Here is an 18090-nt window from a genome sequence, read left to right on the forward strand (position 1 = left end):
CCGGCTTGGCGGGCGACCCCTTGCTTTCAACCGTCAATCTCCAGGTTGACTATTTATATTACGTATCGTAACGTAATTATAAACGAGCGGCAAGAGGTTTCGCCATGTCAGGAATCAAGACCGTTGTTCCCTATATCGTCGTCCGGGGTGCTGAAGCCGCCATCGGATTTTACCGCAAGGCATTTGATGCGGAGGAGATCTTCAGGATGACGGACCCTACCGACGGGCGCATTGGCCATGCCGAACTGCGCGTCGGATCGAGCATCCTGATGCTGGCCGACGAATATCCTGACTTTGGTGCGGTCAGTCCGGACACGATCGGCGGAACCGCGGTGACATTGCACCTTGCCACGCAAAGCGTTGATGCGGATCTGGAGCGGGCAAGGCAGGCAGGCGCGACTGTGCTGCGCGAACCGGCCGACCAGAGTTTTGGAGAACGCGTGGCCCTGATTGTCGATCCATTCGGTCACCGCTGGATGTTGTCGCAAACCATAGAGCAGGTCAGCCCGGCGGAAATGCAGCGGCGGTGGGAAGAGGAAACCCGCGCCTGACCGACGAAAAGACCGCGTTGCGGGTTGCGGAGGACGCTTCCAATCCCGCCGTGATCAGCAATGATGCCGACAGGATGCGCGCTCGCCTCACCGCGAATTGCGTGCTGGCGACGGAGGAATGCAGGCCCGTTCGGCTCGAAGACGTCCTTTGAGCGACGCCATTGGCGTTCCGGGCCGGCACTCGATGACGAGGAAGAAACAGTCGCCCGCAGTGCGGGCGACTTTGGTCATGCAACCGGGCGGGGCCAGAAAAGCCGAGCGGCAATGCTGGCCCTATCGAGGCTGACTACAGCGCTGTCGCGACCGCCTGCTCGCCGTCGCCGGGGCCGAGTACCCGCACCTTGGCGTCCACCTCGACGCGCTTGAAGAGATCCATCGCGTCCTGGTTCATCATGCGGATGCAGCCGGAAGAAACGCTGGTCCCGATCACATAGGGCTCGACGGTGCCGTGGATGCGGTAAAGCGTGTCCACATTGTCCTGCCAGAGATAGAGCCCGCGCGAACCGATGGGATTGCGCGGTCCGCCGGCAATGCCCCGCCCGCTCTGAAGTTCCTGCAGTTTCGCCGGCAACTCGGGATGGCGCGCGATATATTCGGGCGCGGGATACCAGTCCGGCCACTCGCGCTTGAACTTGATGTAGGCGTCGCCGCTCCAGGTGAAGCCCGCCTTGCCGGTGCCGACGCCATAGCGCACCGCCCATCCGTCCGGCTCGATGAAGTAGAGAAGATGCGCGGACGGATCGACCACGATCGAGCCCGGCGGCATGTCGGTGTAATAGCGCACCCGCTGGCGCAGGAACTTCGGATCGAAGCGCGTATAGTCGATTGCGGGGATCGGATAGGGCTCGGTAAAGACAGGGGCATAGATCGCCGCATAGTCCGGCGTTCCCACGAGCGCCTGGTCAAGCACGGCGTTGATGGCGAGAGGAGACGGCAAAGCGTTGTCGCTCGGCGCCCACGCCGTCGGTTGGACCGACGTGGTGGTGCTGCAGGCGCCGAGAGCGGCAAGGGCTGCTCCCTGCCCAAGCGTTGCGACGAAACGGCGGCGGGACATCAGGGACATGGCAATCCACTCTGAAACCGGTGCGTGAAAATGATTGTGTTCACTCCACAAGCACTGAACCGCGGTGATTTGAAAAGCCCCCAGAGGCGAAGAACGCGCGTCAAGGCAAACGCTTTCTTCCCATGTGTTCTTTGCGCAACGGCAATTCAACGGCGGTCAAGACCGATATTGTCGCGATGCGCCCGCAGGTTTGGGAATTCCGGATAGAATTCGGCGTGCGAGCCCGCATGGTTCGCCATGCCCGGCTTGGTGAGGCAGCCCTTCGGCGCGATGTAGCTGTCGATCCGGCGCTTCGGGCGTTCGTGCCAGGACAGATTGAAGGCGGCAAGCTTGGGAAAGAAACACATGTCCGAATAGGGCAGATGGTCGTGCACCCACCAGGCCATGGCCTGCCAGTCGGCACCCCGGGCATAGCGGTCGGCAAACCAGGGAATGACGATCGAGGCGGTCGCACCCATGCAGCCATTCCCGTCCCGCCGGTCCCAGATGTGTCCGGCAAAGCTCGCCTCGTTGCGGCTGCAATTGAGCTTGTTGGCAGCGCCGAAACCGTTCACCTCGACGGAGCGATAGGCCGACCGGATCGCGATGCGCCCGAAGGTCGCCTGAAGCGGCTCCAGAAGGTCTTCGCACAGCCGCCGGCCCGCCTCGATGGCCAGATCCGGATCGGTGGGGCTGTTGTTGAGGCCATAGGTCGCGGCGATCTCCGAATAAAGGAAATCGCGCATGAAGAAGCTTTCCGACAGCCTGACCCGGCCCAGCGTCTCCAGCGACCACATTGATTGGGGTCTTCGCATTCGCCTCTTTCCTCCGAAAAACCTCGCAGACCGCTGCGCCTGCCCGCCGGAACGTCTGTGGAAAAGACCAGAAACTCCAGTGTGTTGCGGCATTTCGCCCAGCATTGGCGCCGCATTTCAATCCCGCCGCGGCCAAAGGCAATCCTGCGCGCCAAATTCCTATTGAAATGTTATAACATTACACTTATACCCATCCGTGAAATCACGATGCTCCAACGGATAGCCTTCATGCTGCGCCCACGCGACCCGTTTCAGTCCTCCCTCCTCAGTCACTCCGCGTTCCAGCGTTTCCTGGGGGCGGCCGCCCTCCTCGCCCTCCTGTGGCTGGCGGTTCTCTGGGCGGTCTCGCTGCCATGAGCAACGCCGCGATCCAACTGCAGGACGTGACCGTCACCTACGATCGCCATCCGGCCGTGCATCATGTCTCGGGCAGCTTTGCGCCGGGCAGCCTGACGGCCGTCGCCGGCCCCAACGGTGCGGGCAAGTCGACCATGCTGAAGGCGATCATGGGCGAATTGCCCGTCTCCGAAGGCAGCATCGACCTTGGCGGACTGAAGCGGCGTGATTTCGGCTACCTGCCGCAGGCCGCCGAGATCGACCGCACCTTCCCCATCAGCGTCGCCGAAACCGTCATGCTCGGCGCCTGGTGTCGCTTCGGCGCATTCGCAGCCATCCGCGGCCCTTCATTGCAGCAGGCCCGGCGCGCGCTTGCCGCCGTCGGCCTGGAGGGCTTCGAGCGCCGTCCGGTCGGCACCCTGTCGGCCGGCCAGTTCCAGCGCGTGCTCTTCGCCCGTCTTCTGCTTCAGGACGCCAGGGTCATCCTCCTCGACGAACCCTTCACCGCAATCGATGAGCGCACCACGCGCGACCTTATGCTGATCGTGCGCCGCTGGCACGCCGACGGACGCACGGTGATCGCCGTCCTGCACGACTTCGAACAGGTCCGCACCCACTTCCCTCAGACCCTGCTGCTTGCCCGCCACAAGATCGGCTGGGGACCGACGGCTGAGACCATGACATCGGAAAACCTGCTCAAGGCGCGCGCCATGGCCGAGAAGTGGGACGAGACGGCCGACGCTTGTCATGTCCATCTCGACGCTCTGGGCGAAAGCCGGGACAGCGAGTTGGCATCGGCCAATGGTCATGACCATCACCACCACCATCATGCCCATTGAGCCGGTCTCAGAGTCATGACCCTCTACGACATCGTTCTTGCCCCCTTCGCCGATTACGGCTTCATGCGCCGGGCGCTCGTCGCCTGTGTCGCGCTCGGCCTCGGTGCCGGCCCGGTCGGCGTCCTCCTGATGCTGCGGCGCATGAGCCTCATGGGCGATGCGCTCAGCCATGCGATCCTGCCCGGCGCCGCCATCGGCTTTCTCATCGCCGGCGGTTTTTCCCTGCCGATCATGGGCCTTGGCGGCCTCGTCGCCGGCCTTGCCGTGGCGCTCGGCGCCGGCTTCGTCAGCCGCATGACGAAGGTCAAGGAGGATGCGAGTTTCGCGACCTTCTACCTGACGTCTCTGGCCGCCGGCGTCCTGATCGTCTCCGCGCGCGGCTCCAACGTCGACCTTCTGCACGTCCTTTTCGGTTCGATCCTCGCGATCGATACACCCGCCCTGCTGCTGGTCGCAGGCATTGCGTCCGTCACGCTCGTCGTGCTGGCGCTGATCTACCGGCCATTGGTCATCGAGTGTTTCGACCCCGGCTTCCTGCGCGCGGTTGGCGGCGGCGGACCTGTCTTCCACGTCGCCTTCCTGGCTCTGGTGGTCCTGAACCTCGTCGCCGGCTTCGAGGCCCTCGGCACCTTGATGGCCGTCGGCCTGATGATGCTGCCGGCCACGGTCGCGCATCTCTGGACCAACCGCCTCGGCGTGATGATGGCCATCGCTTCCGGCACGGCAATGGTCTCCGGCTTCGCCGGTCTCGTCATCTCCTTCCACCTCGAAACGGCCTCCGGCCCGACGATCATTCTCGTGGCGAGCAGCCTCTACCTGCTGTCGCTGCTGCTCGGGCCTGCGGGGCTGCTGCACCGCCTCATACCGAAGAAGGCACATCTTCAAGGATGACAACGCTTTACAGAAGGATTCTAAACATGAATCAAAACTTCAAGTCAGGCCTTGCCGCGGCACTCGCCCTTCTTGCGCTCACAGCGTCCCCGGCCTCGGCGAAAGAGCTCAAAGTCGTCGCAAGCTTCACCGTGCTGGCCGACGTGGCTCGCGAGATCGGCGGCGACAAGGTGACCGTCACCAGCCTGATCGGGCCCAATGGCGACCCCCATGAATTCTCGCCCTCGCCCAAGGACGCCAAGCTGCTGGCGGACGCGGACGTGGTCCTCGTCTCCGGCCTCGGCCTCGAGGGATGGATGGATCGCATGGTCGGCGCCGCCGGCCAGGTCAGCCCCGTGGTCGCATCGAAAGGCATCGAGACGCGCGAGATGGACGAAGACGGCCATATGGTCATCGATCCGCATGTCTGGAACAGCCCGCGCAACGTCGAGGTCTGGGTCGACAATATCGAAGCCGCCCTTGTGGCAGCGGACCCGGAGGACAAGGCGGCCTATGAGTCCAACGCCTCCGCCTACAAGGCCAAGCTCGAGACGATCGACGCGGACGCCAAGAAGCGCTTTGCCGCCATTCCGGCCGACAAGCGCAAGCTGCTGACGAGCCACGACGCCTTCGGCTACTTCGGCAAGGAATACGGGATCGAGTTCCTCTCGCCCGTCGGCCTTTCGACCGAAAGCGAGGCATCCGCCGCCGGCGTCGCGAAGCTGATCGACCAGATCAAGAAGGAGGGCGTGAAAGTCTACTTCTTCGAAAACTCCAACGATCCGCGTCTTGTCAATCAGATCGCCGAAGCGACGGGCGCCGAGCCGGGTGGCGAACTCTATGTCGAGGCCCTCTCCGGCAAGGACGGCCCTGCGTCGACCTATCTCGACATGATCCGCTACAACATCAACACGGTCCTCGACGCCATGAACAAATCCGTCTGACCGGATGACGGATCGATCCGCGACCAGTCGGTGAACTGGTTGCGGAACCAGGTCTCCTGCCGCTTGGCATAGCGGCGGGTGGCAGTCACGGCTGCCGCGATGGCCTCGTCCAGCGTCATGGCGCCCGAGGCCGCCGCCATCATCTCAGGAACGCCGATTGCCTTCATGGCGGGAAGCGCCGGATCAAGGCCGAGTGCCGCAAAACGCCGTGCCTCCTCCAGTCCGCCCTCGGCGACCATCTTGCCGAAGCGAGCCTCGATCCGGCCGTGCAGCCAGGCGCGATCGGGCGCGAGCACGATCCCTTCGAAAGCACCGGCTGGAAGCAGCGGATCGCCGGGAATGGCCTGCCAGTCGAGCAGGGAGCGCCCCGTGCTCTCGATCACCTCCAGCGCCCGCGTCACCCGTTGCCGGTCGCTTGGACGCAGCCTCTCTGCCATCGCCGGATCGCGCGCGCCAAGCTCCGCATGAAGCTCGGGCGCCGCAATCGCCTCCGCCCTCGCCCGCCAGTGTGCCCGCACCGCGTCGTCGACCGGCGGCACCGGCGACAGGCCTTTCGTCAGCGCCGAGAAATAAAGCCCCGTTCCGCCGACGAGGACAGGCAGCCTGCCCCGCGCCATGACATCGCCAATGACCCTCGCCGCATCATTGAGATAGCGCGCGACGGTATAGCTCTCCGACGGCGGAACATGCCCGAAGAGATGGTGCGGAATGTCGCCCATCTCGTCCTCCGTCGGGCGCGCCGTCAGGATCGCAAGCCGGTCATAGACCTGCATAGCGTCGGCGTCGATCACCTCCCCGCCGAGAGCGCGCGCCAGATCGATCGCAAGCGCCGTCTTGCCGCTGGCCGTCGGTCCGGCTATCAGGATCGCGCGCGGCGCGTTCCCGGTCATCTCTGGCTCCTTTCAGCCCGCATCCGTGGACCATCCGCCACAGCCTGACTGTCTTTCGCCGACCCAGGCTTACTTCGCAAGGGACCTCGCAAAAATGCCCGCCGGATCGCTCCTCGTTGCAACGCTCGTTTCCTCGCAGGAGGCCGCCTGCCTCATGCCCGCGCTCGTCGCCGAAGCCGCCGGGACCATCGCGGCCGAGGCAGCCGTCATCCTCCAGGAAGACGTCGCGGCCGATCTCTTCTTCGAGGGCGATGCCGCGACCGCCGAGGCGCGCCTGCGCGGCCTGATCGATACGGCGCCGATCGATGTCGTCGTTCAGCCCGCCGCCAGCCGCCGCAAGCGGCTGCTGCTCGCCGACATGGATTCGACCATGATCGGCCAGGAGTGCATCGACGAACTTGCCGCCGAGGTCGGCCTCAAGGACCATATTGCCGCAATCACCGAACGCGCCATGCGCGGCGAGATCGACTTCGAACCGGCCCTGCGCGAGCGCGTCGGCCTGCTCAGGGGCCTCGATCTTTCCGTCGTCGACCGGGTGATCGCGGACCGGATCACGCTCACCCCCGGAGGGCCGGATCTGGTGCGCACCATGCGCGCCAACGGCGGCTACGCGGCCCTCGTCTCCGGCGGCTTCACGGTCTTCACCGGCCCTTTGGCCGCCCGCATCGGCTTCAACGAGAACCGCGCCAACCTTCTGATCGCCGAAGGCGGCAAGCTGACCGGCGACGTCGACGAACCGATCCTCGGCCAGCAGGCCAAGCTCGATTCCCTCGTCGAATTGCGCAGCTCGCTGGGCCTGCACGCTCTTGAAACGATGGCCGTCGGGGATGGCGCCAACGATCTCGCCATGATCGGCGAGGCCGGCCTCGGCGTTGCCTATCATGCCAAGCCGAAGGTCGCCGCCAGCGCCGCCGCCCGGATCGACCACGCCGACCTCACCGCCCTGCTCTTCATCCAGGGCTATGCGGCAAATGATTTCGTGTCGGGCTAACCTATGCGTATCGAGACCGAACGCCTGCGCCTGCGCCCTTTCGAGGAGCGCGATCTTCTCCCGCTTGGCGAAATGAGCGCCGATCCGCGTGTCATGGAGTTCTTTTCCGACCCGCTCGACCTCCACGGCACGAAAGAGCTGATGCAGCGTCTCGTCGGCCGGCAGCAGCGCGAGGGGATCGGCATGGTCGCCGCCGAACGCAAGTCCGATGGCGCTTTCGTCGGGATCATCGGCCTCCAGCATGTTCCCTATGAGGAACGCTTCACACCCGCCGTCGAGGTCGGCTGGCGCCTCGCCCATCCCTTCTGGGGTCAGGGCTATGCAACGGAGGGCGCTCGGGCCTGCCTTGCCCACGCGTTTGAGCAGCACAGCATGAGCGAGGTCGTCGCCATCGCCCATGTCGGCAACGTCAACTCCCATCGCGTCATGGAGCGGCTCGGCATGCGGCGCGACGAGGGCGCCGACTTCGATCATCCCAGCGTCTCGCCGGAAAGCCCGCTCGCGCGGCATGGTCTCTGGCGGATTGCCAAGGCCGATTGGCTCGCGGCCAGATCCTGAAAACCGCCCTGAATGCAAAACGCCATCCCCGGTCGGAGATGGCGTTCTGATTGTTCATCGCAAAGGATGGCAGTCTCGGCCTAGTCGATCTTGACGGCGACGAAGCGCACCTGGCCGTCAGGATTGGTCACCAGCAACAGGGCCGAGCGTCGATCCATCGACTTGAGCTTTTCGACCGCCTTGGAGACATCCTCCGGCGTCGACACCGACTCCTGCGCGACTTCGACGATGGTGTCGCCGGGCATCAGCCGCTTTTCGGCGGCTTCCGAGTTCGGATCGACGGCCGTGATGACGACGCCCTTGACGTCAGGCCCGATGCTGAACTGCTGGCGCGCCGCATCGTCGAGGGTCGAGAGTGCGAGGCCGAGCACCTTGTCCATCGGCTTGGGCGCATCCGCCTGAGGCTCGTCGACGGTCGTGTCCGCCTGCGCCATCTCGGTCTCGTCGAGAAGGCCGAGCGTCACCTTGACGTGCTCCTCCTTGCCCTGGCGGAGGATGACGACATCGACCTCCTCGCCAACGGGCGTGTCCGCCACGATGCGCGGCAACTCGCGCATCTGGCTGATCTCTCTCCCGTCGAAGGACACGATGACGTCGCCGGGCTTGATGCCGGCGGTCTTGGCCGGGCCGTCGTCGGAGATGCCTGCAACCAGCGCGCCGCGCGCCGTGCCGATGCCGAGGCTTTCGGCCAGTTCGTCGGTCACCTGCTGGATGCTGACGCCCAGCCAGCCACGGCGTGTCTCGCCATACTGGATGAGCTGGTCGACGACACGCTTGGCCGACGACGACGGGATCGAAAAGCCGATGCCGATCGATCCGCCCGACGGCGAGATGATCGCCGTGTTGATGCCGATCACGTTGCCGAACATGTCGAACAGCGGACCGCCCGAGTTGCCCCGGTTGATGGCCGCGTCCGTCTGGATGAAGTTGTCATAGGGACCGGAGTTGATGTCGCGGTTGCGGGCCGAGACGATACCCACCGTCACCGTTCCGCCGAGGCCGAACGGATTGCCGATCGCCATCACCCAGTCGCCGACACGGATCCTGTCGGAATCGCCGAATTTCACCGCCGTCAGCGGCTTCGTCGGCTTGACCCGAAGAACCGCAAGGTCGGTCTTCTCGTCGGTTCCGATCAGTTCGGCGGTGAGCTTCGTTCCGTCATTGAAGTTGGCGACGATTTCGTCCGCGTCCTCGATGACGTGATTGTTGGTCACGATGATGCCGGCCGAATCGATCACGAAGCCGGACCCGAGCGACTGCACCCGCTGCGGTGAGTTGTCCTTGTTCTGCTGGTCGAAGAACTCGTCGAAGAATTCCTGGAAGGGCGATCCCTCGGGCACCTTCGGCATCGGCACCGAACGGTTGGTCGCAACCTTCTGGGACGTGGAGATGTTCACCACCGCGTCGAGAAGCCCCTCGGCGAGATCGGCCACCGAGTCGGGTCCCTGCGCATAGGCAGCCCGAACGGGAACCAGCAGCCCACCGGCAAGGACGGAGGCGGCAACCAGGCCACCAAAGACCCCTCGCACCAGGATGGTGAGCCCATTCGATTGTCTGGCCATGTGCCAAGTCTCCCAAAAAACGTCAGCCGGCGCCCTCAGCGTTCTCGCGCGCGGATCCGGATGTTCGCCGATACGCCGATCGCGGCGATTTTCAGCCGCAATCGGCATTATCCGACAATCCACGACCCTCGGACAGGCGCAATCATTCTCTATTCAATCACATTGTCACGACAATGGCACGATGCCGCCCCGTCGCCCATGGCTCTCGTGTCGCTCATGGCCGCCGCGAAGCGATCGCGGGCCGCAGGTCCGAAGGATGAGAGCGGACATTCGCCGCGGTCAGGTTCCGCGGACCAGCCAGACGATGGCGACACCGATCGCCATACCCGCAAGGCCGGCATACCGGAGGCGGGACTCGTCGAGCCCCGCCACCGACTTGAGATAGCGCTTCACGGCCTTGGGGACGGCTGCATAGAAGAACCCTTCCATGGCAACCGCGAGCCCCAAGGCCACGACGAAGTCTTTCATTGCGCGGGTGACACCGCAGGCGCCGTTGCACCGCCAGCCGCGGGCTCCGTGGTGCTGGGCGCACCCTCGGACGAACCGAAGAAGCGGAAGAACTCCGACGTCGGCGACAGAACGAGTTCCGAACTGCCATCCTCCAGCGCCTTGGCGTAGGCCTGCATCGAGCGATAGAACTCGAAGAACTTTTCATCCTTGCCATAGACATTCGCAAAGATGCGGCTCTTCTCCGCGTCGCCCTTGCCTCGCTCGATCTCCGCGTCACGCTGGGCTTCGGCGACAAGCACCGTTGCGCGGCGATCGGCTTCGGCCTTGATGCGCAGCGATTCCTGCGTGCCCTGCGCCCGCTCCTCGGCGGCCACGGCGAGACGTTCGGCCCGCATGCGGTCGTAGGTCTGCGCACGCACGTCCTCGGGCAGTTCCGTTTGCCGGATCCTGAGGTCGACGACGCCGATGCCGAGGCTGGCGGCATCCGGACGGATGAGATCGCGGATCTGCTCCATCATGCCGGCACGCTCGCTGGTGAAGGCTTCCTCGTAGGAGCGCTGGCCGTAGACCTCGCGAAGACGCGAATCGAGGCGGGTGCGCAAACGTTCGGCCGCAAGCGTCAGGTTGCCGCCAACCGCTTCACGGAAGATCTGCGGGTCGAGAATGCGGAACGCCGCGAAGGCATCGACGATATAGCGCCGGTCGTTGCGGAACAGCACTTCCATGCCGTCGAGTTCCAGCGTCAGCAGGCGGCGGTCGTAATACTGGACGGAATCGACCAAGTTCGTCGGCAGCTTGAAATAGATGCCCGGAGCCTGGATGACCCGCTGGATTTCGCCGAAGCGAAGCTGAATCGCCTGCTCCCGCTGGTTGACGATGAAGGTGGATGAATAGGCAATAACCGCTGCAACGACGAGAGCGATCACGACGCCTGGAAAAAAGGCCTGGCGCATCAGTTGGCTCCCTTCGTCGCATTGTTCATCGCCGGCAGCGGCAGATAGGGAATGACCCCACTGTTGCCCGTGCCGCTGTCGATGATCACCTTGTTCGACTTGCCGAACACATCCTCCATTGTCTCCAGATACATGCGCTTGCGCGTGACGTCCGGAGCGAGACGATACTGATCGTAGATGGACGTGAAGCGCTGCGCCTCACCCGTCGCCTCGGCGATCACCTGATCACGATAGCCGATGGCGGCCTCGCGCACCTGGCTCGCCTGACCGCGGGCATCACCCAATCGCTTGTTGGAATAGGCCTGAGCCTCCTGCTGGAAGCGTTCGCGGTCCTGCTCGGCGCGCACCACCTCGTCGAAGGCATCGCGCACATCCGCCGGCGGCAGCGCCTGCTCCAGGTTGACGGCCGTAACGCGAATACCCGCGTCATAGGAATCGAGAACCGTCTGGATGAGGTCGCGCACGGCAACGGCACCAGCCGTACGGCCGGCCGTTCTGACCGTCTCGGCCGGCGTCACGGCGACATATTCGCGCATGGCCGCCTCGGAAACGATCCGCACCACGCCGGGCTGGTCGGCCACCTGGAAGAGATATTTGATCGGGTCGTCGATCTTCCAGTTGACGGTGAATTTTACGTCGACCAGATTCTGGTCGCTGGCGAGCATGATGTTGCCCTGATTGGAGCTGCTGCGCCCGCCGCCGATGGTTTCCTGGTTTTCCTTCAGGATCTGCGGCTTCTCGACGGTCTCGAAGGGCCACACGATGAAGTGCATGCCCGGACCGTTGATCTCTTTCTTGACCTTGCCGAACTGAAGCTCGATGCCGACCTCGTCGGGCTGCACGACGTAGATGCTCTGGTAGAGCCAGAAGCCGACGGCGACGAGGAGCACAAGCGGCAGCATCGCGAAGGAGCTACCGCCGCTGCCGCCGGGCAGCACCTGCCTCAGCTTGTCCTGGCTGCGCCTCAGAAGTTCTTCCAGATCCGGCGGCTGCTGTCCGCCGCCTCCCGATCCGCCCCCGCGTGGCGGTTGTCCCCAGGGTCCATTTCCACCCCCGCGACCGCCGCCGCCACTCTGGTTGCTCCAAGGCATCAGTTCTCGTTCCTCTCCTTTTGGCCCGGTGACCGGGCAATATCTTCAATCGCTGACCTGTGCTTATAGGCGTTGGCGCAGCCGGGTTCAACGACACCCGCCAGCACGCTCTCTGGGCACAATTCAGGCGACCCCCGCTCGGTCCGCAGAAGCGTTTCACGGTTATGGCGGTCCATCCGACCGTCATTCGAAACGCCCTAACGTCCTGACTCTCGAACTTTTCTGCCGATCCGGCGGTACGCCCGATCAGAGAATGCTCCAGCGATGTGACGTGGTGTCACCGGATCGTGAAGTCAATGGCATCTCGCTCGGGCGCGTCGGCCTTTGGACAATTTCGCCCCCTCCCGGATGGCGGCCTCAGATGACCGCTGTCCGCGATGCCACGACACCGGCCGCCGCCTCGGCAGCCGCAATGCCGCTGAGATGCGCCCCGTGCGCGGTCGAAAAGGCATGCTTCGAGGCATGCTCGCCCGCTAGGAACATCCGCTCTCCGATTGGCTCCAGCAGCCTCAGGCGCTTGTCGCCCATGCCGGGCAATGCGCAGGAATAGGCTCCCTTGACGAGGGGATCGCTGATCCAGTGGGTCGTTGTCGTCTTCACGATGCGCTTGCGGATCCCGGAGCCGAAGATGTCGACGAGCCCACCCGTCGCGAAGTCGACCATGGCCGCCTCGCCAGCCGCTTCAAGGTCGCGGGCGTGCGAACCGCCGAGTTGCCCGACCGCCATCGGCCGGCCGAAGGGATTGATCGTGAAATTGATCGGCTTCCTGGACGGGTTCGCGGGATCGAAGGTTTCGACATAGGTCGTCGGCTCGATGCCCTCGATGGGACCGTCGAACTGGAACGCCACCTTCTCGGCCGTGCCGAGCGGACAGGCCGCGATCGCCTCCTCCACATCCGCCGGCAATCCCGGCAGGAAACGGATCGCGCCGCTTGCGAGCACGCTGGTCGACGCCGTCACGATCACCGCGCGGGCCGTCACGGTCCCCCCGCTCGTCGTCACCCGGATGAGCGAGCCGGAGCTGTCGATCTCGGTCACCGGGCAGGACAACCGCACCGGCACATCGGCCCCGTGGGCCGCGACGAGCGCGCCATAGCCGTCGACGACAGGATAGTTCTCGTGCGTGTCGTGATAGCGCGAGAGATCGAGCGTCGAGATCTGGTGCGGGTCGAGCGCCGAGAGAAGCCGCATCCAGTGGTCGACCAGCGGGAACCATTTGTCCGACGGATCGAGCACCGAAAGCGCCGAAACGTCCTCGCCTCGCTCTCCGGCCGCATCTGCTGCGGCAAAGCCGTCCTCGATTGCCTGCATCGCCTCGGCCCGCACCGCCTCGGGTGCGGGTTTGCCGGAGAGGAAAAGCCCCATCGAACGGCGCGTCGTGCGCACCTCGTAAGGGTGGCCGAGGTCGTCGGCGATCCTGCGATAGGGATTGACCGAGGCGGAGTGGAGCCAATGGCAGCCACGGTCGAAGGGCATTCCGAAAGTGGCCGTCTCGGTGAAGGCCCGCCCGCCCCGGCGATCGGCCGCCTCGAACACCTGAACGGTCAGACCAAGCTCCATGAGCCTGCGTCCGGCCGACAGCCCCGCCGCACCTGCGCCTACAACCACCACGTCGAATTCGTCTGCCATCGTCTCACGCACCTGTGTAGCCAACGTGTTCAAATATCGAGGTAATGAGGGACGTCCTCTCAAGACACTCCCGCAAGAGCCTGCCCCGGCGACGACGCCGCGAACATGCCTGCCGTGCCGTATCCGGCTTCCAGGCAGCAGGCGCGCCTCACCTCTGGAGTATCCGAATTGTCCTTGCAGAAACAGCTCGACGACTACAAGGCCTCATTCGAGGCAAAGGCCCCGCCCGAAACCCTCGCCATCATGCGCGCTGCCACTGCGGCCCTCGCCGCCTCCGGCCAGGCCGAACGCATTCCTGCCCCCGGGAGCACCGCCCCCGCCTTCAGCCTGCCCGACCAGACCGGCGCGCAGGTCTCGTCCGCCGATTTGCTTGCCCGCGGCCCGCTGGTGGTGAGCTTCTATCGCGGCGTCTGGTGCCCCTACTGCAACCTCGACCTGAAGGCGCTGCAGGCCGTGGTGGCCGAGATCGAGGCCGAGGGCGCCACCCTCGTCGCCATCTCGCCGCAGAACGCGGTCAACAGCCGCAAGACCGTCGACACGCTGTCGCTGACCTTCCCGATCCTGAGCGATGCCGGCAACGCGGTCGCCGACAGTTTCGGCCTGCGCTTCAAGATGCCGGACGATCTCGTCGCCCTCTACAAGGGCTTCGGCGCCAACCTGCCGGCGGTCAACGGCGACGAAAGCTGGTCGCTGCCAATGCCCGCCCGCTTCGTGATCGCGCCAGACGGCACCATCGCCTACAGCGAGGCGAGCGCGGATTACACCAGGCGTCCGGAACCGGATGCCATGCTGGCGGCATTGAAGTCGATCGTCTGACGCCATCCGACAGCCGGGCGGTCAGATGCGCTCGTAGATGACAAAGGCGGTCGCGGCACTGTCGCGCTCGCCGCGCGGGATCGGCTCATGCGAAATCCGCTGCCACATCGTCAGATCGATGTGGGGAAAATGCGTGTCGCCCTCCGGCTCGGCAGCGACATGCGTCACATAGAGCCTGTCGGCATGCGGCATCAGCCTTGCGTAGATGCTGCCGCCGCCGATCACCATCACCTCGTCCGCCCCGCTCCTGAGAGCAGCCTCAAGACCTTCCTCTGGGGTCCGGACAATCACCACGTCGTCATGACTGAAATCCGGATTGCCGGTCACGATGATGTTGAGCCGCCCGTCGAGCGCCCGGCCGATCGACTGAAAGGTCTTGCGGCCCATCAGTACCGGCTTGCCCATGGTCAGCGCCCGGAAGCGCTTCAGATCGGACGAAAGCTTCCACGGCATGTCGCCGTCGCGGCCGATGACATTGTTCTCGGCCATCGCGACGATCATCGAGACTGAAGGGCGGATCAGCGAACTCATGCGCGCCCCTCCGCGAGCTCGGCGAGCGCGGCCCCCGTGACCCGGCAGGGCAGCCACTCGCGCAGCACCTTCGCCCCCTGGCTCTCGTAGAAATCGATCGACGGCGCGTTCCAATCCAGCACCTGCCAGTCGAGCCGCCCGAGCCCCTCCTCGACGCAGCGCCGCGCCAGATGCACCAGCAAGCCCTTGCCGATGCCATGGCCGCGCATCGACGGCGAGACGTAGAGGTCTTCCAGATAGATGCCGTGCCGGCCGAGGAAGGTCGAGTAATTGTAGAACCAGAGCGCGAAGCCGGCTGCCTCCCCTTGCCATTCGGCGATGTCGCAGAAGACATGCGGACGGTCGGAAAAAAGCGCCGCCTCGAAGGAGGCCGCATCCGCCTCCATCTCGTGCTCGAGCTTTTCATAGATCGCGAGTTCGCGCACGAAACGAGCGATCAGCGCGCCGTCGCCGGGGACAGCCTTTCGAATGGTGAGGGTCATGAATACGCCGTTCGAAACCTACACTGCCACCGGCGCCTTGATGGCCGGATGGGGATCGTAGCCCTCGACCGTGAAGTGCTCGTAGCGGAAATCGAAGATCGAGCGCACGGTCGGATCGATCCGCATCCGGGGCATCGGGCGCGGCGCGCGCGACAGCTGCAGTTCTGCCTGCTCGATGTGGTTGAGATAGAGGTGCGCATCGCCGAGCGTGTGGACGAACTCGCCGGGCTTCAGGCCGGTCACCTGCGCCATCATCTGCGTCAGCAGCGCGTAGCAGGCGATGTTGAACGGCACGCCGAGGAAGATGTCGCCCGAGCGCTGGTAGAGCTGGCAGGAGAGCTTGCCGTCCAACACGAAGAACTGGAACAGGCAGTGGCACGGCGGCAGCGCCATGGAGGGCACGTCCGCGGGATTCCACGCCGAGACGATCAGGCGACGAGAGTCCGGATTGCGGCGGATTTCCTGCTCCACCCAGGCGATCTGGTCGATGGTTTCGCCATCGGTCGCAGGCCAGGAGCGCCACTGGTGGCCGTAGACCGGGCCGAGGTCGCCCTCCTCGTCCGCCCATTCATCCCAGATGGAAACGCCGTTGTCCTTCAGATAGCCGATGTTCGTATCGCCGGCGAGGAACCAGAGCAGTTCGTGGATCACGGACTTCAGGTGCACCCGCTTCGTGGTGACGAGCGGAAAGCCCTCCGAAAGGTCGAAGCGCATCTGATGGCCGAAGACGGACAGCGTGCCTGTCCCCGTCCGGTCGTCCTTGCGCTGGCCGTCCCTCAACACCCGTTCCAGAAGATCGTGGTAGACCTTCATGCCGATTGATCCTCCTGATGTGGTCGCGGCCCCATTCAGCCATCAATTGCCCCGCGCTGCGACACAGACAAGGCGCGAACCACCCTTTCCACCGATTTTGCCGCCGTCGGCCAGACTGGCCACGACCTGCACGTCACACCTTTGCAAAGGAGACAGCAACCCACTATATAGGGGCTGCCGGTGCAAGCCGGCTATGACGATAAATGGTTGGCGCAATAAACCTATCGGACCCGGGGGCGGTACCCGGCGCCTCCACCCAAGCCCATGGCACTGATTTTCCATGGGTTTCGGCGGGGGCGAAATAGGATCGACGAGGGCGTAAAGGTCATACTTTCGTTCGGCATGGTACCACCGATATCGGGCCAAACTTGATAGTTGCCAACGACAACTATGCTCCGGTGGCTGTCGCCGCGTAATGCGGTGCCGGTAACCGAATCAAAGTCCTGAGGGGTAGCACTTTCAGGCGGGGTCCGGAGGCACCTGGCAACAGAAGCCTCCACTCAACTCTCCCCACGAACGAAAGAGCTTCAACCGGCGTTTGCTGCCCGGCAACGACGCTGGCTTCCGCGACGGACTGGAAAAGCCCGGCAATTGCGCCATGTTTGCCTTATCGCCCCGGTTCGCGAGCCCACCGGTCCGCGCATGGCTGCCTGCTCAAAAGCATTTTGGCCGCCGAAGATCATCAGATAGGATCGGGGCAACGCACCCGGGATGGAGTCGCCATCCCCGATTTCAGACAGAAGAAAATTGTCGGCGCCCGGCAAAGACCGGCGGCGCCGAACGACAGGAAGGCACGATGTCCGACGACCTGATCCGCTACGACGTATTGACCCAGGAAGCGCTCCGGGGCGTGGTCAAGAAAGTTCTCGGCGAGGTGGCGCGGGCCGGTCTTCCCGGCGAGCATCATTTCTATATCGCGCTTGACACCCGTGCGCCCGGCGTGCGGATTTCGTCGCGCCTGCGCGAGCGCTATCCCGAAGAGATGACCATCGTCCTCCAGCACCAGTTCTGGGACCTCGTGGTCACCGAAAATGCCTTCGAGGTGGGTCTGACCTTCGGCGGCGTGCACGAACGCCTGCATGTGCCCTTCTCCGCGCTCAAGGGCTTCTTCGATCCGTCGGTCGAATTCGGCATCCGCTTCGAGGTGCCCGTCGACGAGAACGCCGAAGCCATTGAGGATGTGGCCGCGTTGCCGGCGTCGGGCGAGGCATCAGCGCCGGTGGCCTTCGACGCGGCCCGCAGTGCCGAGAAGTCGGCCGAAGCCGCCGAGAACGCCGACGGTGACGACAAGTCCGACGACGGCAAGGGCGCGGCCGTGGTCTCGCTGGACGCGTTCCGCAAGAAGACCTGATCCGCCGGGAGACTTGACCCATGGGCGACGTCGTCAATCTGCGCATGGCGCGAAAGCGCAAGGTCCGCGCCGACAAGGAAGCGGCCGCCGCCGAAAACCGCGTCATTCACGGTCGGACGAAGGAAGAGAAGACGCGCCTCGCTGCGGAACGGCGGATTGACGAAACTCGTCTCGACGGTCATCGCCTGTCATCTTCCGGCCAGACCGGCGATGACGGCGAAACCTCCTCCTGAAATCGATGGAAAAGCGCTCCGTCTCGCTAGCCGGACACCGCACCAGCGTCGCTCTTGAACCCGAGTTCTGGCAGGCAATCGACGAGATCGCCGCCGAGCGCGGCGTCAGCCTCGCGGGCCTGATTGCCGAGATCGACCGCTCGCGGGACGAGACGAATCTGGCATCGGCGCTGCGACTGATGGTTTTGGCTCGCTACCGCCCCAGCCCCGGGACAGGGGACTAGGGCAAATCCAGGAAAAGCATGCCCTCGCGAAGGCGAGGGTGGGAACCGGTTCTCCGCCCGGATTTGCCTGAAAACAAAGGCATGGAGCATCCCGTGGCTCCACTTTGAACGGAGATACT

The 18090-nt window shown here is 64.4% G+C and carries 21 protein-coding genes and 1 other RNA gene; 11 read left to right on the forward strand and 11 right to left on the reverse strand.

Annotated features, from left to right (window positions below; translation table 11 throughout):
- Positions 1-104: 104 nt before the first annotated feature.
- A complete protein-coding gene (locus HDIA_RS14360) occupies positions 105-551 on the forward strand; it encodes a VOC family protein (RefSeq protein ID WP_099556788.1) in 447 nt (148 codons plus the stop codon).
- Between the two features lie 286 nt (positions 552-837).
- On the opposite strand, the gene HDIA_RS14365 is transcribed toward HDIA_RS14360, so the two are convergent.
- Together HDIA_RS14365 and HDIA_RS14370 are read right to left on the reverse strand one after the other, a co-directional pair.
- The gene (locus HDIA_RS14365) at positions 838-1614 is read right to left on the reverse strand and encodes a L,D-transpeptidase (RefSeq protein WP_099556789.1); all 777 of its coding nucleotides are present in this window, start codon (positions 1612-1614) and stop codon (positions 838-840) included.
- Positions 1615-1760: 146 nt separating this feature from the next.
- Entirely contained in the window at positions 1761-2408 is a 648-nt protein-coding gene (locus tag HDIA_RS14370; RefSeq protein ID WP_099556790.1) for a hypothetical protein, read from the reverse strand.
- A 353-nt stretch (positions 2409-2761) separates the two neighbouring features.
- Here HDIA_RS14370 and HDIA_RS14380 point away from each other — a divergent pair, with 353 nt between their 5' ends.
- Genes HDIA_RS14380 through HDIA_RS14390 form a run of 3 tightly spaced genes read left to right on the forward strand, consistent with a single transcriptional unit; the run spans position 2762 to position 5397 of the window.
- Positions 2762-3583, forward strand: coding sequence for a metal ABC transporter ATP-binding protein (locus HDIA_RS14380; RefSeq protein ID WP_099556792.1), 822 nt, complete (start codon positions 2762-2764; stop codon positions 3581-3583).
- A 15-nt stretch (positions 3584-3598) separates the two neighbouring features.
- On the forward strand, positions 3599-4474 hold the full coding sequence (locus tag HDIA_RS14385; protein WP_099556793.1) for a metal ABC transporter permease: 876 nt from the start codon (positions 3599-3601) through the stop codon (positions 4472-4474).
- A 26-nt stretch (positions 4475-4500) separates the two neighbouring features.
- Positions 4501-5397: a metal ABC transporter substrate-binding protein gene (locus tag HDIA_RS14390; protein WP_099556794.1), complete on the forward strand. Its 897-nt coding sequence runs from the start codon at positions 4501-4503 to the stop codon at positions 5395-5397.
- On the opposite strand, the gene miaA is transcribed toward HDIA_RS14390, so the two are convergent.
- Entirely contained in the window at positions 5352-6287 is a 936-nt protein-coding gene (gene miaA, locus HDIA_RS14395; protein ID WP_099556795.1) for a tRNA (adenosine(37)-N6)-dimethylallyltransferase MiaA, read from the reverse strand. The two genes, HDIA_RS14390 and miaA, sit on opposite strands and share 46 nt — an antisense overlap.
- A 94-nt stretch (positions 6288-6381) precedes the next feature.
- Here miaA and serB point away from each other — a divergent pair, with 94 nt between their 5' ends.
- Positions 6382-7278 carry a phosphoserine phosphatase SerB gene (serB, locus tag HDIA_RS14400; protein WP_099556796.1) on the forward strand — a complete coding sequence of 299 codons (897 nt, stop codon included), beginning with the start codon at positions 6382-6384 and terminating at the stop codon, positions 7276-7278.
- Between the two features lie 3 nt (positions 7279-7281).
- Positions 7282-7836: a GNAT family N-acetyltransferase gene (locus tag HDIA_RS14405; RefSeq protein ID WP_099556797.1), complete on the forward strand. Its 555-nt coding sequence runs from the start codon at positions 7282-7284 to the stop codon at positions 7834-7836.
- Between the two features lie 80 nt (positions 7837-7916).
- Here HDIA_RS14405 and HDIA_RS14410 read toward each other — a convergent pair whose 3' ends face one another.
- From HDIA_RS14410 to HDIA_RS14430, 5 genes are all read right to left on the reverse strand, one after another.
- Positions 7917-9398, reverse strand: a complete 1482-nt coding sequence (locus HDIA_RS14410; RefSeq protein WP_099556798.1) for a DegQ family serine endoprotease — start codon at positions 9396-9398, stop codon at positions 7917-7919.
- Between the two features lie 279 nt (positions 9399-9677).
- On the reverse strand, positions 9678-9866 hold the full coding sequence (locus tag HDIA_RS14415; RefSeq protein ID WP_099556799.1) for a DUF2065 domain-containing protein: 189 nt from the start codon (positions 9864-9866) through the stop codon (positions 9678-9680).
- Positions 9863-10801 carry a protease modulator HflC gene (gene hflC / locus HDIA_RS14420; RefSeq protein WP_099556800.1) on the reverse strand — a complete coding sequence of 313 codons (939 nt, stop codon included), beginning with the start codon at positions 10799-10801 and terminating at the stop codon, positions 9863-9865. The genes HDIA_RS14415 and hflC overlap by 4 nt, the downstream gene beginning before the upstream one ends.
- Positions 10801-11892, reverse strand: a complete 1092-nt coding sequence (gene hflK / locus HDIA_RS14425) for an FtsH protease activity modulator HflK (RefSeq protein WP_099556801.1) — start codon at positions 11890-11892, stop codon at positions 10801-10803. Before hflK ends, hflC begins: the two co-directional genes overlap by 1 nt.
- Before the next feature lie 357 nt (positions 11893-12249).
- Positions 12250-13521, reverse strand: a complete 1272-nt coding sequence (locus HDIA_RS14430) for a flavin monoamine oxidase family protein (RefSeq protein ID WP_099556802.1) — start codon at positions 13519-13521, stop codon at positions 12250-12252.
- Positions 13522-13689: 168 nt separating this feature from the next.
- Here HDIA_RS14430 and HDIA_RS14435 point away from each other — a divergent pair, with 168 nt between their 5' ends.
- Positions 13690-14337 carry a peroxiredoxin-like family protein gene (locus tag HDIA_RS14435; protein ID WP_099556803.1) on the forward strand — a complete coding sequence of 216 codons (648 nt, stop codon included), beginning with the start codon at positions 13690-13692 and terminating at the stop codon, positions 14335-14337.
- Positions 14338-14358: 21 nt separating this feature from the next.
- Here the strand turns inward: HDIA_RS14435 and HDIA_RS14440 are convergent, their stop codons facing one another.
- The 3 genes from HDIA_RS14440 to HDIA_RS14450 are packed head-to-tail and all read right to left on the reverse strand — an operon-like array spanning position 14359 to position 16163.
- Positions 14359-14859, reverse strand: coding sequence for a dihydrofolate reductase (locus tag HDIA_RS14440; RefSeq protein ID WP_173796324.1), 501 nt, complete (start codon positions 14857-14859; stop codon positions 14359-14361).
- Between the two features lie 5 nt (positions 14860-14864).
- Positions 14865-15350, reverse strand: coding sequence for a GNAT family N-acetyltransferase (locus tag HDIA_RS14445; protein ID WP_099556805.1), 486 nt, complete (start codon positions 15348-15350; stop codon positions 14865-14867).
- Between the two features lie 18 nt (positions 15351-15368).
- Positions 15369-16163 (reverse strand): thymidylate synthase, encoded by a 795-nt coding sequence (locus tag HDIA_RS14450; RefSeq protein WP_099556806.1) that lies wholly within the window; start codon positions 16161-16163, stop codon positions 15369-15371.
- Between the two features lie 137 nt (positions 16164-16300).
- Between HDIA_RS14450 and ssrA the strand changes: the two genes are divergently transcribed.
- The 4 genes from ssrA to HDIA_RS14470 all read left to right on the forward strand — a co-directional run bounded on the left by ssrA (position 16301) and on the right by HDIA_RS14470 (position 17971).
- Positions 16301-16664, forward strand: a transfer-messenger RNA (tmRNA) gene (gene ssrA, locus HDIA_RS14455).
- A gap of 295 nt (positions 16665-16959) precedes the next feature.
- Complete coding sequence (locus HDIA_RS14460; protein WP_099556807.1) at positions 16960-17514, forward strand: SspB family protein; 555 nt, start codon at positions 16960-16962, stop codon at positions 17512-17514.
- Positions 17515-17534: 20 nt separating this feature from the next.
- The gene (locus HDIA_RS14465; protein ID WP_099556808.1) at positions 17535-17747 is read left to right on the forward strand and encodes a DUF4169 family protein; all 213 of its coding nucleotides are present in this window, start codon (positions 17535-17537) and stop codon (positions 17745-17747) included.
- A gap of 5 nt (positions 17748-17752) precedes the next feature.
- Complete coding sequence (locus tag HDIA_RS14470; RefSeq protein WP_162292653.1) at positions 17753-17971, forward strand: ribbon-helix-helix domain-containing protein; 219 nt, start codon at positions 17753-17755, stop codon at positions 17969-17971.
- Positions 17972-18090 lie beyond the last annotated feature (119 nt).

Origin of the sequence: Hartmannibacter diazotrophicus (genome assembly GCF_900231165.1) — a bacterium.
Classification (GTDB): Bacteria; Pseudomonadota; Alphaproteobacteria; order Rhizobiales; family Pleomorphomonadaceae; genus Hartmannibacter; species Hartmannibacter diazotrophicus.

Bases quoted from the DNA above. Each gene is read 5' to 3' on its own strand.
- HDIA_RS14390 (WP_099556794.1), top strand. From the start codon at position 4,501: ATGAATCAAAACTTCAAGTCAGGCCTTGCCGCGGCACTCGCCCTTCTT.
- HDIA_RS14470 (WP_162292653.1), top strand. From the start codon at position 17,753: ATGGAAAAGCGCTCCGTCTCGCTAGCCGGACACCGCACCAGCGTCGCT.
- HDIA_RS14380 (WP_099556792.1), top strand. From the start codon at position 2,762: ATGAGCAACGCCGCGATCCAACTGCAGGACGTGACCGTCACCTACGAT.
- HDIA_RS14465 (WP_099556808.1), top strand. From the start codon at position 17,535: ATGGGCGACGTCGTCAATCTGCGCATGGCGCGAAAGCGCAAGGTCCGC.
- HDIA_RS14385 (WP_099556793.1), top strand. From the start codon at position 3,599: ATGACCCTCTACGACATCGTTCTTGCCCCCTTCGCCGATTACGGCTTC.
- HDIA_RS14370 (WP_099556790.1), bottom strand. From the start codon at position 2,408: ATGCGAAGACCCCAATCAATGTGGTCGCTGGAGACGCTGGGCCGGGTC.
- HDIA_RS14460 (WP_099556807.1), top strand. From the start codon at position 16,960: ATGTCCGACGACCTGATCCGCTACGACGTATTGACCCAGGAAGCGCTC.
- HDIA_RS14410 (WP_099556798.1), bottom strand. From the start codon at position 9,398: ATGGCCAGACAATCGAATGGGCTCACCATCCTGGTGCGAGGGGTCTTT.
- HDIA_RS14415 (WP_099556799.1), bottom strand. From the start codon at position 9,866: ATGAAAGACTTCGTCGTGGCCTTGGGGCTCGCGGTTGCCATGGAAGGG.
- HDIA_RS14365 (WP_099556789.1), bottom strand. From the start codon at position 1,614: ATGTCCCTGATGTCCCGCCGCCGTTTCGTCGCAACGCTTGGGCAGGGA.
- HDIA_RS14405 (WP_099556797.1), top strand. From the start codon at position 7,282: ATGCGTATCGAGACCGAACGCCTGCGCCTGCGCCCTTTCGAGGAGCGC.
- hflK (WP_099556801.1), bottom strand. From the start codon at position 11,892: ATGCCTTGGAGCAACCAGAGTGGCGGCGGCGGTCGCGGGGGTGGAAAT.
- miaA (WP_099556795.1), bottom strand. From the start codon at position 6,287: ATGACCGGGAACGCGCCGCGCGCGATCCTGATAGCCGGACCGACGGCC.
- HDIA_RS14360 (WP_099556788.1), top strand. From the start codon at position 105: ATGTCAGGAATCAAGACCGTTGTTCCCTATATCGTCGTCCGGGGTGCT.
- HDIA_RS14430 (WP_099556802.1), bottom strand. From the start codon at position 13,521: ATGGCAGACGAATTCGACGTGGTGGTTGTAGGCGCAGGTGCGGCGGGG.
- HDIA_RS14450 (WP_099556806.1), bottom strand. From the start codon at position 16,163: ATGAAGGTCTACCACGATCTTCTGGAACGGGTGTTGAGGGACGGCCAG.
- serB (WP_099556796.1), top strand. From the start codon at position 6,382: ATGCCCGCCGGATCGCTCCTCGTTGCAACGCTCGTTTCCTCGCAGGAG.
- HDIA_RS14445 (WP_099556805.1), bottom strand. From the start codon at position 15,350: ATGACCCTCACCATTCGAAAGGCTGTCCCCGGCGACGGCGCGCTGATC.
- hflC (WP_099556800.1), bottom strand. From the start codon at position 10,801: ATGCGCCAGGCCTTTTTTCCAGGCGTCGTGATCGCTCTCGTCGTTGCA.